Raw genomic sequence first — 13,811 nt, 5'->3', positions numbered from 1 at the left:
GAATGTTCTCGATTTAGAACCACTAAACCGTCAAACATTCGCCTTGTCTAGATGGCACACAGACCGCTGCAAAAATGTACAACAAAGGTCAACAGGCCCCAGTGAAGCGACACAAATCGTTATAACTACGGCAGCTTTGTGAAATAAGTTTAACCTAAGTATCACTGTAACTTAGCGGCGGCCAACGACAAAAAGTTATCCCCTAGTACAATTGATAGGTGCTTTTCTTAAGTGAAGTTGACGAGTTTTGGGCATTAACAAAATTAAGTAAAAAGTTCTCAAACAAAGGCAAAGTTTGCAAAACAAAACTTACTTAACTAGCCCTGGATATTAATATTTATCATATAAAACAATGTCTTATTTTGTTGGCAAGGAATTGGCATGACTATCTACGAGTTTCGACAAAGGAGAAATGTTATGAAACGTTCACTTATTTCTATGATTGTTGCTACAACTTTGACTACAGCTGCATATGCAGGTGACATGGACACAGACAGCACAAGTAATAAATGGGAGAAAGGTGCCAAAGACGCATGGATTGATGGCAAAGCAGAAGCAACGCTGTTGTTCAATGGTAACCTTGATTCATTCGACATTAACACTGACGTTAAAAACGGTAATGTCGTTCTTACTGGTAAGGTTGAGAACTCTGTTGATAAAAAGCTAGCGGAAGAGCTAGTAGCGAATATTGACGGTGTAACGTCTGTAGACAACAAGCTAACGGTTGTCTCTGACAAAGATATGGAAGGCGACATGTCAGATGACATGGAAGATACTGTTGACGAAGGCACAAGCGAGTTAACTGACGCCAAAATCGCCACAGTAATCAAAACTCGTCTTCTTATGGATACCGATATTTCAGGTTTCGACATCGATGTTGACGTAGAAAACGGTGTAGTAACACTGACTGGCGACGTTGATTCTGATGCTGAGCGTGATCTAGCTGTGGAAATTGCCAAGAATGCATCTGACGTAAAAGATGTTGAAAGCAACCTTCGTGTAGTTACTGAAACTGCGATGAACTAATATCATTGTTGCTTTACACAAAAAAAAGGGGCCTCGGCCCCTTTTTTTCTGGTCACGTTTTACAGAGCTTTTCAAATCGCAATAAACAAAGGAAGCACAGCTGCTAATATTTGTCAGGAGGACTCATTCACCATTCTCCACCTTTTTTCCATTTAGTATCATCTTACGTGCTCTAGCATCCGAGTGGCGTATCATATCGTTAATAAGCGACGTCTCAGGCATATTCTTCCAGTATTTTTTTGGCATTGAACTTAACATTGCCTTTGTTTTTACGCGGGCAGGATTAAATATATTTGCATAATACGTAAGCCAGTATTTTTCAATTCTGTCATCATTTGGAATGATACTAGGGTCAGGATTATCTTCCAAAACAAGTGTTTTAGTATTCCAATGCGCAGCTCGATAAGGGGTAAGTATTGACCAACACATATTTTTAAAACGCGTCTGAAAAAAATCGAGCTTCATCTCCAAGCTGAAGTGTTCTGGTTCATACCACGCAATAAAATGCTCTTGTCCGTCAAGTACGACTTCTCGAAATCTCAAAAAAGCACTTATCTTATATGCATCGCGTTTTACTGCTTTAGCCAGCATGTTGAGACGCAACACATCTTCGTCAGTTTTTAAGTGAATAAGGTTTCTGTTTTCGAAAACTACTCGCCATAAAACGCGGTAACATAAAGCGAAACGATCGGGGGCTTGGTGGCATAACGCATACTTCAACAGCGTTAAAACTGATCTAGGAATTCTGTAATTCGTTTGGCTTTCACCAATAGCGATGGCCGAATCGGTCACGGCAAACAAGTCGTCTTGGTTAGATTGCGAAGTTTGCCATGTAACGTTCTCCGGAGGTATGTGTTGGGCTAGACATTCTCTCGATGCTTTTCGCCATTCATCGTATCCGGGCACTGATGAAATTGTTACTTTTTTCATTGTGGTACCAATTAGATTAAGCGCTGAACAATTCAAACTGTTTTGGTTGTTTAAATTGCTGTTCAAAGTTACTGCTATCGAGCAAATGGATAGCGGGGGAATAATCACTAACAGTAATGAACGGTTTTAATTTTTGTAAGGGTAAACGCATTTTTGTGAGATCGAACCAGCTAAGCTTTGTGTAACGTCGAATAGCCAGAATTTTTTGTACTGTGCGTGCTCCCAGTCCAGGAACTCGCAATAAAAGTAGCTTGTCAGCTTTGTTTAAATCGATGGGAAATATGTGGCGATTGCGTAGCGCCCACGCAAGCTTGGGGTCGTGCTCCATATCTAGCATGTCGTTGTGTACGATTTCATCTAAACCAAATCCATAAAAGCGCAGGAGCCAATCGGCCTGATAAAGTCGGTGTTCACGGATAAGTGGCGCCGGTTTAAGAGGCAAGACTTCAGACGCATCTGGGATGGGCGAAAATGCAGAATAGTAAACGCGCCGCAATTTTTGTTGACCATACAGTTTGACACTCGTGCCAAGGATAACTTTATCATTTGAGTCATCGGCTCCTATGATCATCTGAGTGGACTGTCCGCCAGGAGCAAAGCGAGGTGGGCGTTTACCCGAGTAGGTTTTATCCACTTTGTGTTCATTTATTTTGTCTTTCAATGTATTCATTGAACCGTGAATTTCACCAAGGTCTTTTTCTGGGGCGTATTTGTTCAACGAATTTTGCGTCGGCATTTCGATGTTTATACTTAGCCTATCGGCATATAAGCCAGCTTCAGCCTGTAGTTCAGGAGATGCATTCGGAATGGTCTTAAGATGAATGTATCCTTTAAATCCGTGATCAATGCGAAGAGACTTCGCGATGCGTACCATGCTCTCCATAGTCAGGTCAGGAGAGCCGACAATACCGGAACTTAAAAATAATCCCTCAATGTAGTTACGCTTATAAAAATTAAGCGTTAAATCAACCGTTTCTTTAACGGTAAAACGCGCTCGTTGAACGTTGCTAGACACCCTATTGATGCAGTAATGGCAATCGTATATGCAATAGTTGGTCATTAGGATCTTAAGTAATGATATGCATCGACCATCAGGGGTAAAGCTGTGACATATCCCTGACCCTCCTGTGAGCGAACCTATTCCTGTTTTGTCAGTTTTACCTGCTTTTCGTTTACCGGCGGAGCCACTTGCGCAAGAAGCGTCATACTTAGCGGCATCTGAAAGAATTTCGAGTTTTTGAATGAGTTTGTCATGCATCGCAAATGGTCACTTTCTCTAGGCAAATGTACGTGGTAGACGGTCTGAAAAAAAACAAGATTCCATACCAGTACTTTGCTTGTTATGGTATATCTTAATACTGTATAAGTGTACAGTGTTGAGGGGAGTGAGTTTATTAAATTTGAAAGGAAAATTTTATCTTGCTGTGTGTAGAAAGTACCTTATACAACTTTAGTATAAGTTTTGGGTTGGTCTAAATTACTGAAAAATAAAGATTAAATATATGGTGCGGAAGGTGCATATGGTTAAGTAGATATGAGTGAATTACTTGATGTATTGAACAGACGAAAGTTTGTATTGTCAGGCAGAAAACATCTGCTGCAACGTGAAAGCTAGAAACTTAGAAAGTCGAATGACTCAATACATTGGTGATAAATAGTTTTAATTAAGTGGATTGTAGCGAGCTTATCGATACAAGTGCAAAATCGTTCAAGGAGTGGGGCATGAACTTTTTAAAGTGGGTTTATTCAGGCTTAGTGGTATCAGCAATCATTGTTATAGTCGGTGTAATTGGGCAAGGAAAGCTATCCGTAAGCCAAGCATCAGCTGATGACGAACAGCGCCCCGTTCATATGGATATTCAAAAAGTACAGCGCAACTTCTCATTGGTAGAATTTGATTTGTCGAAAAAGGCACATCTATTGAGAAAAACGCGTCTAGAGCACTACATTGCACAGGCTAAACAAGCCGATTTAAGAGGTTGGAAATTTAAGCGTGATGAGTTTGTTGAGCGTGCTGAAAATATTCTAAATCACCATCTTACTCAATACGCGGATGATGTTAGTCAAGATGCGGAAACTTATACCGCTCAAGCAATCTAATACAAAGGCTATACATGAAAACGCGCCTTACATTCTTACAATGTAGGGCGCGTTTTTCGATTGAGTGTTTTCCACATTTATTCCGACAGCGCAGAAATATAAGCTTTTACCACTTTTTCAACAAAGGCCTGACAATCTTTGGCCGTGGTTGGGTCATATTCACCATGGTTGGTAATGTTGTTCGACAATACGCGAATACCTAAAAAGGGAACGTGGTAGGCATGTGCAATCTGCGCTGCAGAAGCGGTTTCCATTTCTTCCACACTCGTTCCCATATTCTTATGAAGCCATGCTATTCGATCTAACTCGTTATTCCAAAAGTTACCGCTGCCAATCGTTCCTTTAACGACGTTCCCGCGTTTGTACTGCTTGGATAGCGATAGAGCTAGGTTGATGAGCTGTTTGTCTCCTAAATAAAAACGTAACTTTTCTGCGTCCTTAGCGCTACTTCCTTCTCCCGCGCTGCCTTCTGACGCCATAAGATCCATCGGCAGCCAATTAAACGGTTGAGAACCTTCTCCTTGAGCCAGCTTGGGCGTTTTAAAATTGGATGCATTAATACTGCGTTCGCCAAGAACAATATCACCAACTTTTAAGGAAGGATCGTGGCCACCTGATGTTCCCTGATTGATGATAAGGCGAGGGTGGTATCTCTCTATGCCAATAGCGGTGGCGGCCGCAGTATTTTCTAAACCCTTACCGGTTTTAGCTACCACAATGGGGTACCCGTTTAGTGTCCCTTTATAGAATACGGCATTACCTGAATACTCTGTTGTAGTGTTATCCAAAAGCGCAGCAAAGTATTCAGCTTCAATGGGCATGGGGCCTTGAATCATTATTGGCTGTAATGGTGCATTCTGTGAAGCTACTTCTACACGCTTCATGGTGTGTACGTGCTGTGTATTTGCCCATACGCTATGAGTGAAAAGTGCCAAGAGCGTTATAATTGCTGAAAAACGTGTGTAGCGATTGAAAATGAGCTGCATATCTATCCTTATTTTTGTCGTTGTTGTCCCGAGGAGTGTTAACGAATTCTCGTTGTTTGGTTGGATATGTTTTTTGTAATTTTGATACTGACTTAGTTGAGTGTTCTTATTATAAGCGTCAGCTTACCACTGCTTTAGTAAATTACAGGCAAAAAAAAGCGAAGCATTTGCTTCGCTTTAATAGTGTATTCGTTGCTATTCGACTTCTACGATTTTAAGGGTATTGGTCGCGCCCACTTTTTCCATTTCATCGCCGTAAGTCAGGATGATACTGTCGCCGCTTTTCACTAGTCCTTTCTCTTTAAGTGATGCAATGACATCGTACTTCAATTTGCCAGGTTCACTGTTTGAAGAGTCAAAGAAAACCGGCTTAACGCCGCGGCAAAGCGCCATTGTGTTAAGCGTTGATTCGTGACGAGACATCGCAATAATTGGCAGAGATGTAGTAATGCGAGACATTAACGTTGGTGTAGTTCCACTTTCAGTCAAACCTACAATCGCTTTAACACTTGGCAAGTGGTTCGCAGCGTAAACCGCTGACAGAGCAATTGACTCGCTAGTAGAAGAAAACTGCTGATCCATGCGGTGCTTGGAAATTTTAACGCTTGGATGTGTTTCCGCGCCTTCACAAACACGAGCCATAGCTGCAACTGTTTCAATAGGGAAATTACCCGCCGCAGTTTCAGCTGAAAGCATTACCGCGTCAGTGCCGTCTAGTACAGCGTTTGCAACGTCCATTACTTCTGCACGTGTAGGCATAGGGCTGTCAATCATCGACTCCATCATTTGCGTCGCGGTGATCACAACCTTGTTGAGCTGGCGAGAACGGGCAATCAGTTTCTTTTGAACACCAACAAGTTCCGCATCGCCAATTTCTACACCCAAGTCACCACGAGCAACCATTACCGCATCTGAAGCGCTGATGATATCCGTCATGGCTTCGTCAGACGCCACCGTTTCAGCACGCTCGACCTTTGCACAAATTTTTGCGTAGCAGCCAGCTGCTTCGGCAAGTTCTCGCGCGTAGTTCAAGTCTGCGCCGCTGCGAGGAAATGACACTGCAAGGTAATCAACACCAATTTTCGCGGCGGTTTTAATGTCTTCTTTGTCTTTTTCGGTAAGTGCATCTGCAGAAAGACCACCGCCTTGACGGTTAATGCCTTTATTGTTTGAAAGCTTGCCGCCTACTGTTACTTCAGTAATCACTTTGCGGCCTTCAACGCCAGTTACTCGAAGCTGAATTCGACCGTCATCAAGAAGCAGAATATCGCCTGCCGATACATCATCAGGAAGCGCTTTGTAATCAATACCTACTTGATTAATATCACCTTCGTCGCGGCCCAATTCAGCGTCTAGAATGAATTTTGCGCCAACCTCTAAACGAACTGCACCTTCGGCAAAACGAGCAACACGGATTTTAGGACCTTGAAGATCACCTAAAATCGCTACGTATTTACCTAGGTTCTTTGCCGCCTGACGAACGCGCTTTGCACGTTCAATGTGGTCTTCGGCTTGTCCGTGTGAAAAGTTCATGCGCACAGTGTTTGCGCCTGCGGCAATAAGTGCCTGAATCTTTTCAAGTGAGTCGGTTGCAGGTCCTAGGGTGGCAAGAATTTTCGTTCTTCTGGTCATGTGATTCCGTCGCTGTTTCTAAGTTAGAAAAGACAAAGAGTGATAGGCTACGCGTTTATACGGTATGCCTGTAATCGCTTTACGTAATTTTATTACAGAATAATAGTTGAATTTGACAAAAATGTGAATGAAATAAACAAAAACGCCTAACTGGCTCGACCAGTTAGGCGTTTTCGCTGATTTATTGAACCGATATTGTTACGGTAAGTGGTTCTTATGTGATCACGTGGGAAGAAAATTACTCACCACGCTTTTCATAACGTGAACCACGCAGCGTATCTTTTACTCGCTTCAGGTTCTCTCTGAACTTGTTGCCGCGGCGCAGTGTAAAGCCGGTTGCCAGTACATCAATTAGCGTGAGCTGCGCGATGCGAGAGGCCATAGGCATATACATATCAGTATCTTCCGGCACTTCCAGCGATAACACGTAACTGCACTCTTGTGCCAGCGGGCTATCTGCTGAGGTAATTCCTACCACAGTAGCGTCGTTCATGCGGGCAATTTGCGCTATTTCTACTAAGCTTTTAGTTCGGCCCGTATGGCTAATCAATACAACAACATCGCCATCTGAACAGTTCATGCAGCTCATGCGCTGCATCAGAATATCTTCAAAGTAGACCACTGGAACATTGAAGCGGAAAAACTTATTTAGTGCATCGTGTGCCACTGAAGCTGAAGCGCCTAAGCCGAAAAATGAAATTTTCTGTGCCTGTGTAAGTAAATCAACAACGCGATTTACCACGTTCACATCCACAGATTGGCGCGCCACTTCCAGGGACGCCATGGTCGATTCGAATATCTTATTGGTATATTCGTCTGGGCTGTCGTTTTCATCAACATGGCGGTTTACATAAGGCGTGCCGTTAGCCAGGCTCTGCGCTAAATGCAGTTTAAAGTCTGGGAAGCCTTTAGTATCAAGTCTTCGGCAGAAACGGTTTACGGTAGGCTCACTAACATCCGACATCTTAGCGAGGGTTGCTATACTCGAATGAATGGCCGTTTGTGGGTTAGCTAGAATTACTTCAGCTACCTTTTTCTCAGATTTACTGAATGCCGCTTGGTTTTGTGTGATTTTTTCTAAAATGTTCATACAGATATAGCAATTAGTTAGCACAATTTATTGTAAGGTACACCCGTAATAGTACCCAATGTGACGTCTGTGACAAGAAAAATGTAATTTTTTGACAATTTTTGTTATTTCAATCGGGTTAAATGAGGGTAAACTGAGGGAAACAGTAAAGATTCAGATCCTATAGTTGGTACAAGTTGTAATTTTACTACATTTGGTGTTAACTATACGGTAAAAATAGTCGTTAGTGTTGTAAATAACTGTACAATACGCCGCGGACACATACATTTAAAAGGTCGACGAATATGGTATTGGATAATTCCTACGAACCCTGTGATTTTGTACTTTTCGGTACATTGGGAGATCTTTCACGACGCAAGTTGTTGCCTTCTTTATATCAGCTTGAAAAAGCAAACTTGATGCACCCAGACACCACTATTGTGGGTGTTGCGCGTCAAGAAATGGAGCTGGATGCCTATATTGAAGAAGTTCATGCCAACCTAATCAAGTTTGGCGAGAAGAACTTGTGTGAAGCCACTTGGGAAAAAATGAAAGCACGTTTGCACTATGCATGCGTAGACATGAAGGACGTTGAAAGCTATTGCGTATTAGACGACCACGTTGACCCAAGCCGCACCATGGTGTGTTATCTAGCGACGCCACCGGCGATATACGGTGATATCTGTCGTGGCCTGCATAGCTGCAAAATTATCGACTCAAGCGTTCGCGTTGTGCTAGAAAAGCCAATTGGTCACGATTTGGCATCGTCTAAAGTGATCAATGAGCAAGTTGCAGAATACTTCGACGAAAAGCAAATTTACCGCATTGACCATTACCTTGGTAAAGAGACAGTACTAAACCTAGTATCACTGCGTTTTGCCAATTCTATTTTTGCTACTAACTGGGACCACAACTGCATTGACCATGTTCAAATCTCAGTTGCAGAGTCAGTGGGTATTGAAGGGCGTTGGGGTTACTTTGACGACGCGGGTCAAATGCGAGATATGGTGCAAAACCACTTGCTACAAATTTTAAGTTTGGTAGCGATGGAGCCTCCGACAACGCTCGACGCTGACAGCATTCGTGACGAAAAGTTGAAAGTGCTTAAAGCGCTTCGTCCGATTAACTCGTTTAATATTAATGACAGCACAGTACGCGGTCAGTATACCTCTGGTTTCGTGAAGGGCGAAGAAGTGCCTGGGTACCTTGAAGAAGAAGGTGCTAATACGCAAAGTAAAACCGAAACCTTTGTTGCTATTAAAGCGGAAATTGACAACTGGCGTTGGGCTGGTGTGCCGTTCTACCTACGCACAGGTAAGCGCATGCCAACTAAGGTGAGTGAAGTTGTTATTTACTTCAAGCGTCAGCCACACAACTTGTTCGGTGACAGCTTCAAGAATCTCCCACCCAATAAGCTCGTTATTCGTCTACAGCCAGACGAAGGGGTAGAAATCACCGTAATGAATAAAGTACCTGGCTTAACCAGCTCAGGCTCTATGGATCTACAAAAATCCAAGTTAAACCTAAGTTTCTCTGAAGCGTTTGCCGATGAGCGTATTCCTGACGCATACGAAAAACTCCTTCTTGAAGTTATGTTGGGTAATCAGGCGCTATTCGTTCGTCGTGACGAAATTGAGCAAGCTTGGACGTGGGTAGACTCAATTCTTGAAGCGTGGAAGCAATCGAGCGAGCCGCCAGAACCGTATCAAGCAGGTACGTGGGGGCCGGTAGACTCTATAGGTCTTCTTGCTCGCGAAAATCGCAGCTGGTACGAGAGCAAAACAGGGAAGAAAAAGTAATATGGCGTTAACAACTCTATCATTTGAAACACCTGATGCGCTGACTGATGCATTTGCGCAAGACTTAGTCAGCATTTTAAAAACAGGTATTAAAACTCGCGGTCGAGCTTCGCTTGTCGTTAGTGGTGGTCGTACACCGCTGGCGCTTTTTAAACAACTAAGTGAAACCGAACTTGAGTGGGATAAGGTTGATATCACCCTTGCCGACGAGCGCTGGGTTGAAGAGGGCCACGAGGCCAGCAACACCAGCCTAGTCAAAAATAATCTAATTCAAAATAAAGCCGCAGCAGCTCGTTTTATCGAATTGAAAAGCGATGCTAATGATGCAAACGAAGGCGTAAATGCCGCAGAGTCAAATCTGGCTAGCATGTCACAACCTTTTGATGCATTGATTCTTGGCATGGGGGAAGATGGTCACACTGCATCGCTTTTCCCTTGCTCTGAACAAGTACTTGACGGCTTAGATATGAGCAGCGGCAGAACCTGCATCGCTGTTCAACCTACAACAGCACCTCATCAACGTATTTCATTAACGCTACCAGCGTTACTCAATAGCCGTAATATCTTTTTGCATTTAACAGGCGAGAAGAAAAAACAAGTCTTACTTGATGCTATTGAAAATGCCACCGAAGCGCAAAAGCCCATCACCGCCGTAGTTAACCGCGCGCCGGTTACTTTGATGTGGGCGCCATAGGAGACAAACATGAATCCAAAAATTGCTGAAGTTACGCAACGAATTATCGAGCGTAGTAAAGAAACGCGTAAGGCGTATCTAGAAAAAATTGAGAGTGCACGACGTCAAGGACCACACCGTGGTGTGTTGTCATGCGGTAACCTTGCTCACGGCTTTGCAGCATGTGGAACAAGCGAAAAATCAGATCTTCGTTCAATGACCAAAGCCAACGTGGCAATTGTGTCTGCGTATAACGATATGCTTTCAGCGCACCAGCCTTACGAGACGTATCCTGCGCTCATTAAGGATGCAGTGAAAGAAGTAGGCAGCGTAGCCCAGTTCGCAGGTGGTGTACCTGCTATGTGTGATGGTGTTACGCAAGGCCAGTCTGGCATGGACTTAAGCCTAATGAGCCGTGATAACATTGCTCAGGGTGCTGCCATTGCGCTTTCTCACAATATGTTCGATAGCGCACTGATGCTAGGTATCTGCGACAAAATCGTTCCTGGGCTTCTAATGGGCGCACTAACGTTCGGTCATTTGCCTACGGTTTTTGTGCCAGCAGGTCCAATGCCATCGGGTCTTCCAAACAAAGAAAAAGCCCGTGTTCGTCAAGAATTTGCCGAAGGTAAAGTAGGGCGTGACGCGCTGCTTGAAGCTGAATCTCAATCTTACCACTCTGCAGGTACCTGTACGTTCTACGGAACGGCAAACTCGAACCAACTAGTGGTTGAAATGATGGGCTTGCACCTTCCTGGTTCGTCGTTTGTTAATCCGGGCACTCCTTTGCGCGACGCGCTAACTAAAGCGGCTGCGGTTCAAGCAACACGCTTAACTGACCTTGGCGACAACTATACGCCAATTGGTCATATTGTAGATGCAAAAGCCATTGTGAACGGCCTTGTAGGTCTTCTTGCTACGGGTGGTTCTACTAACCACACCATGCACCTTATTGCGGTAGCACGCGCTGCAGGTTACATCGTAAATTGGGACGACTTCTCAGATATCTCTAATGCTGTGCCTCTTCTTACTCGCATTTACCCGAATGGCTCAGCTGACATTAACCACTTTGTTGCAGCAGGTGGTATGTCATTGCTAATTAGACAGTTGCTTGATGCGGGTCTACTACATAACGATGTTAAGACCATTTGTGGTGAAGGCTTAGACTTCTACACTAAAGAGCCTGTGCTTAAAGACGGCGAATTAGAATGGCGAGACGGCCCAACGGAATCCCTTGATAAAGAAGTGCTAGCAACTGTTGACGCACCGTTTAAGCCAGATGGTGGTTTGAGTGTGCTTGACGGCAATCTTGGTCGTGGTGTTATTAAAACCTCAGCACTTCGCACGCCTCACTGTAATATCAAAGCACCAGCAGTTGTGTTTGAAGACCAGTTTGAACTCGATGACGCGTTTAAGTCTGGCAAGTTAGACAAAGACTGCATTGTAGTTGTTCGCTTCCAAGGTCCTTCAGCGATTGGTATGCCAGAACTTCACCGCTTAACGCCACCTCTTGGGGTGCTTCAAGATCGCGGCTTTAAAGTGGCGCTAGTTACTGACGGTCGTATGTCTGGTGCATCAGGTAAAGTTCCTGCAGCTATCCACGTGACTCCAGAAGCTTATAAAGGCGGTCTACTTGCTAAAGTGCAAGAGGGCGACATTATTGAGCTAAACACACAAACTGGTGCACTAACACTGCATGTGGACGATGAAACACTGGCTGCACGTGAAGCAGCGCCAGCGAACTTAGCTAAGCATCACGTTGGAATGGGACGTGAAATGTTTGCGGGTATGCGCGCTATTCTGACGGGTGCAGAAGAGGGTGCATGTTCACTGTTTTACACGCAGGAGCAAGCATAATGAGCCAGAAGTTTGTGGCTGATGTTGGCGGTACGAATATTCGTGTTGCAAGGGTAACCGAGTCAGGTGTAGCCGACATCAAAAAATATATGTGTAATGATTTCGCCAGCATAGACCTTGCTATTGCACAATACTTTAGCGACATGCCGGAATACAGCTTTTCGCAAGGTTGTATTGCAATTGCATGTCCAGTATTGGGCGATCAAGTCGAGATGACGAATCACAGCTGGGCATTTTCTCAAAATGCACTTCGCTCTCAGCTTAAACTAGACGCGTTGTTCGTTATCAATGACTTCACTGCCGTAGCGCACTCTTTGCCTGTATTGGGCGAAGAGCAAGTGGTACAAATTGGCGAAGGCACTGCGAAAGAAAATGGCAATATCGCTGTTTTTGGACCTGGTACAGGATTGGGTGTTGAGCATATTACAATGACCTCAACTGGCTGGCAGACGCTGGACGGTGAAGGTGGTCATGTAGACTTTGCACCGGTAGATGAAACCGATGTTGTCGTATGGCGTCACCTTCAATCTACCTTAGGACGTGCTTCTGCTGAAGAAGTAATGTCTGGACGCGGTCTGCATAATATTTACACCGCGCTAGCAAACCACGCATCAGCACCAGTTGTATTTACCGAGCCGGCTCAAATCACTGACGCTGCGCTGAACGGTACCTGTAAAATTGCTGAAGCGACGCTTACCCAATTCTGCCGAATTATGGGAAGCTTTGCGGGTAATTTAGCACTTAACATGGCGACCACGGGCGGCATCTTCATTGGTGGTGGTATTGCTAACCGTTTCCCTGAATTTATTCAAAATAGCGATTTTAGAGCGCGTTTTGAAGCGAAAGGTCAAATGAAGCACTACGTGAAAGACATTCCCACCTATTTAATTGCAGAGCCTGATCATGGTTTATTGGGTGCGGCTGCATATCTGAATCAAAATACAGCGAGCTAAATTATGACAACGAAATGGAAATACTCTCCAGAGGAAATTTTTGCGGCCGGTCCAGTTGTACCTGTTTTGGTAATCAATGACGTAGAAAAAGCGGTTCCTCTGGCAAAAGCGCTGATGGAAGGTGGTATTAAAGTACTAGAAGTAACGCTACGTACCCCTGCTGCTATTGACGTGATTAAGCGAATTGCACAAGAAGTGCCTGACTCGCTAATTGGTGCTGGAACCGTGACTAACGCCCAACAGCTTAAAGCGGTAGTTGAAGCGGGCGCTAAGTTCGCAATTAGCCCAGGTATGACGGCTGATTTGCTAAAAGCGGGTATGGATTCAGAAATTCCACTTATCCCTGGTATCTCTTCAACTTCTGATTTGATGAAGGGTAAAGATGCGGGTTATACCCACATGAAATTCTTCCCAGCAGAGGCTTCAGGTGGCGTTAAAGCCATTAAGTCAATCAGTGGTCCTTTCCCTGATGTGACGTTTTGCCCAACGGGTGGCATTGGTCCAAACAACTACAATGACTATTTAGCGCTTAACAACGTTAAATGTGTAGGTGGTTCGTGGCTTGCCCCTGACGACGCAATTGAATCAGGTGACTGGGCGCGTATTACGCAGCTAGCAAAAGAAGCTGTTGCGGGTGCTAAACAGTAATTTGCTGAACCTTTAAATAAAAAAGCCTGCTCATTGGCATAATGCCAGTCAGTTAAGCTGACTGGCATTTTTCTTTGTGGGGTATTTAGTCGGTCTTTTCCTCACTACTCTGGGGTAATACCTGTCAGGTCGTTTGTC

12 protein-coding genes are annotated in these 13,811 nt (G+C 44.2%); 7 read left to right on the top strand and 5 right to left on the bottom strand.

The annotated features are described in order from the left end of the window. Positions 1 to 417: 417 nt before the first annotated feature. Positions 418 to 1,026, top strand: coding sequence for a BON domain-containing protein (locus tag MHN09_RS19785; protein ID WP_014976823.1), 609 nt, complete (start codon positions 418 to 420; stop codon positions 1,024 to 1,026). Positions 1,027 to 1,149: 123 nt separating this feature from the next. Here MHN09_RS19785 and MHN09_RS19780 read toward each other — a convergent pair whose 3' ends face one another. Continuing rightward, positions 1,150 to 1,956, bottom strand: a complete 807-nt coding sequence (locus tag MHN09_RS19780; protein ID WP_239241766.1) for a TIGR03915 family putative DNA repair protein — start codon at positions 1,954 to 1,956, stop codon at positions 1,150 to 1,152. 16 nt (positions 1,957 to 1,972) lie between these two features. Next, on the bottom strand, positions 1,973 to 3,214 hold the full coding sequence (locus MHN09_RS19775; protein ID WP_069944513.1) for a putative DNA modification/repair radical SAM protein: 1,242 nt from the start codon (positions 3,212 to 3,214) through the stop codon (positions 1,973 to 1,975). Between the two features lie 464 nt (positions 3,215 to 3,678). Between MHN09_RS19775 and MHN09_RS19770 the strand changes: the two genes are divergently transcribed. Then, entirely contained in the window at positions 3,679 to 4,056 is a 378-nt protein-coding gene (locus MHN09_RS19770; protein WP_039225330.1) for a hypothetical protein, read from the top strand. Between the two features lie 77 nt (positions 4,057 to 4,133). On the opposite strand, the gene MHN09_RS19765 is transcribed toward MHN09_RS19770, so the two are convergent. From MHN09_RS19765 to MHN09_RS19755, 3 genes are all read right to left on the bottom strand, one after another. Continuing rightward, a complete protein-coding gene (locus MHN09_RS19765) occupies positions 4,134 to 5,042 on the bottom strand; it encodes a 5'-methylthioadenosine/S-adenosylhomocysteine nucleosidase (RefSeq protein ID WP_239241765.1) in 909 nt (302 codons plus the stop codon). A 195-nt stretch (positions 5,043 to 5,237) separates the two neighbouring features. After that, on the bottom strand, positions 5,238 to 6,674 hold the full coding sequence (gene pyk / locus MHN09_RS19760) for a pyruvate kinase (protein ID WP_014949855.1): 1,437 nt from the start codon (positions 6,672 to 6,674) through the stop codon (positions 5,238 to 5,240). Positions 6,675 to 6,912: 238 nt separating this feature from the next. Then, positions 6,913 to 7,764 (bottom strand): MurR/RpiR family transcriptional regulator, encoded by an 852-nt coding sequence (locus MHN09_RS19755; RefSeq protein ID WP_014949854.1) that lies wholly within the window; start codon positions 7,762 to 7,764, stop codon positions 6,913 to 6,915. Positions 7,765 to 8,048: 284 nt separating this feature from the next. Here MHN09_RS19755 and zwf point away from each other — a divergent pair, with 284 nt between their 5' ends. The 5 genes from zwf to MHN09_RS19730 are packed head-to-tail and all read left to right on the top strand — an operon-like array spanning position 8,049 to position 13,673. Next, a complete protein-coding gene (zwf, locus tag MHN09_RS19750; RefSeq protein ID WP_014949853.1) occupies positions 8,049 to 9,542 on the top strand; it encodes a glucose-6-phosphate dehydrogenase in 1,494 nt (497 codons plus the stop codon). 1 nt (position 9,543) lies between these two features. Beyond that, the gene (pgl, locus tag MHN09_RS19745) at positions 9,544 to 10,236 is read left to right on the top strand and encodes a 6-phosphogluconolactonase (RefSeq protein WP_069944511.1); all 693 of its coding nucleotides are present in this window, start codon (positions 9,544 to 9,546) and stop codon (positions 10,234 to 10,236) included. A 9-nt stretch (positions 10,237 to 10,245) separates the two neighbouring features. Beyond that, positions 10,246 to 12,072, top strand: coding sequence for a phosphogluconate dehydratase (edd, locus tag MHN09_RS19740; RefSeq protein ID WP_014949851.1), 1,827 nt, complete (start codon positions 10,246 to 10,248; stop codon positions 12,070 to 12,072). Next, entirely contained in the window at positions 12,072 to 13,025 is a 954-nt protein-coding gene (locus MHN09_RS19735; protein ID WP_014949850.1) for a glucokinase, read from the top strand. The genes edd and MHN09_RS19735 overlap by 1 nt, the downstream gene beginning before the upstream one ends. Before the next feature lie 3 nt (positions 13,026 to 13,028). After that, positions 13,029 to 13,673, top strand: coding sequence for a bifunctional 4-hydroxy-2-oxoglutarate aldolase/2-dehydro-3-deoxy-phosphogluconate aldolase (locus tag MHN09_RS19730; RefSeq protein ID WP_014949849.1), 645 nt, complete (start codon positions 13,029 to 13,031; stop codon positions 13,671 to 13,673). The last annotated feature ends 138 nt before the right edge of the window (positions 13,674 to 13,811 follow it).

Origin of the sequence: Alteromonas sp. MmMcT2-5 (genome assembly GCF_022348315.1) — a bacterium.
Lineage (GTDB): Bacteria > Pseudomonadota > Gammaproteobacteria > Enterobacterales > Alteromonadaceae > Alteromonas > Alteromonas macleodii.
The sequence above is the reverse complement of the archived record's forward strand: the minus strand, read 5'-3'. Positions and strand labels throughout refer to the sequence as shown.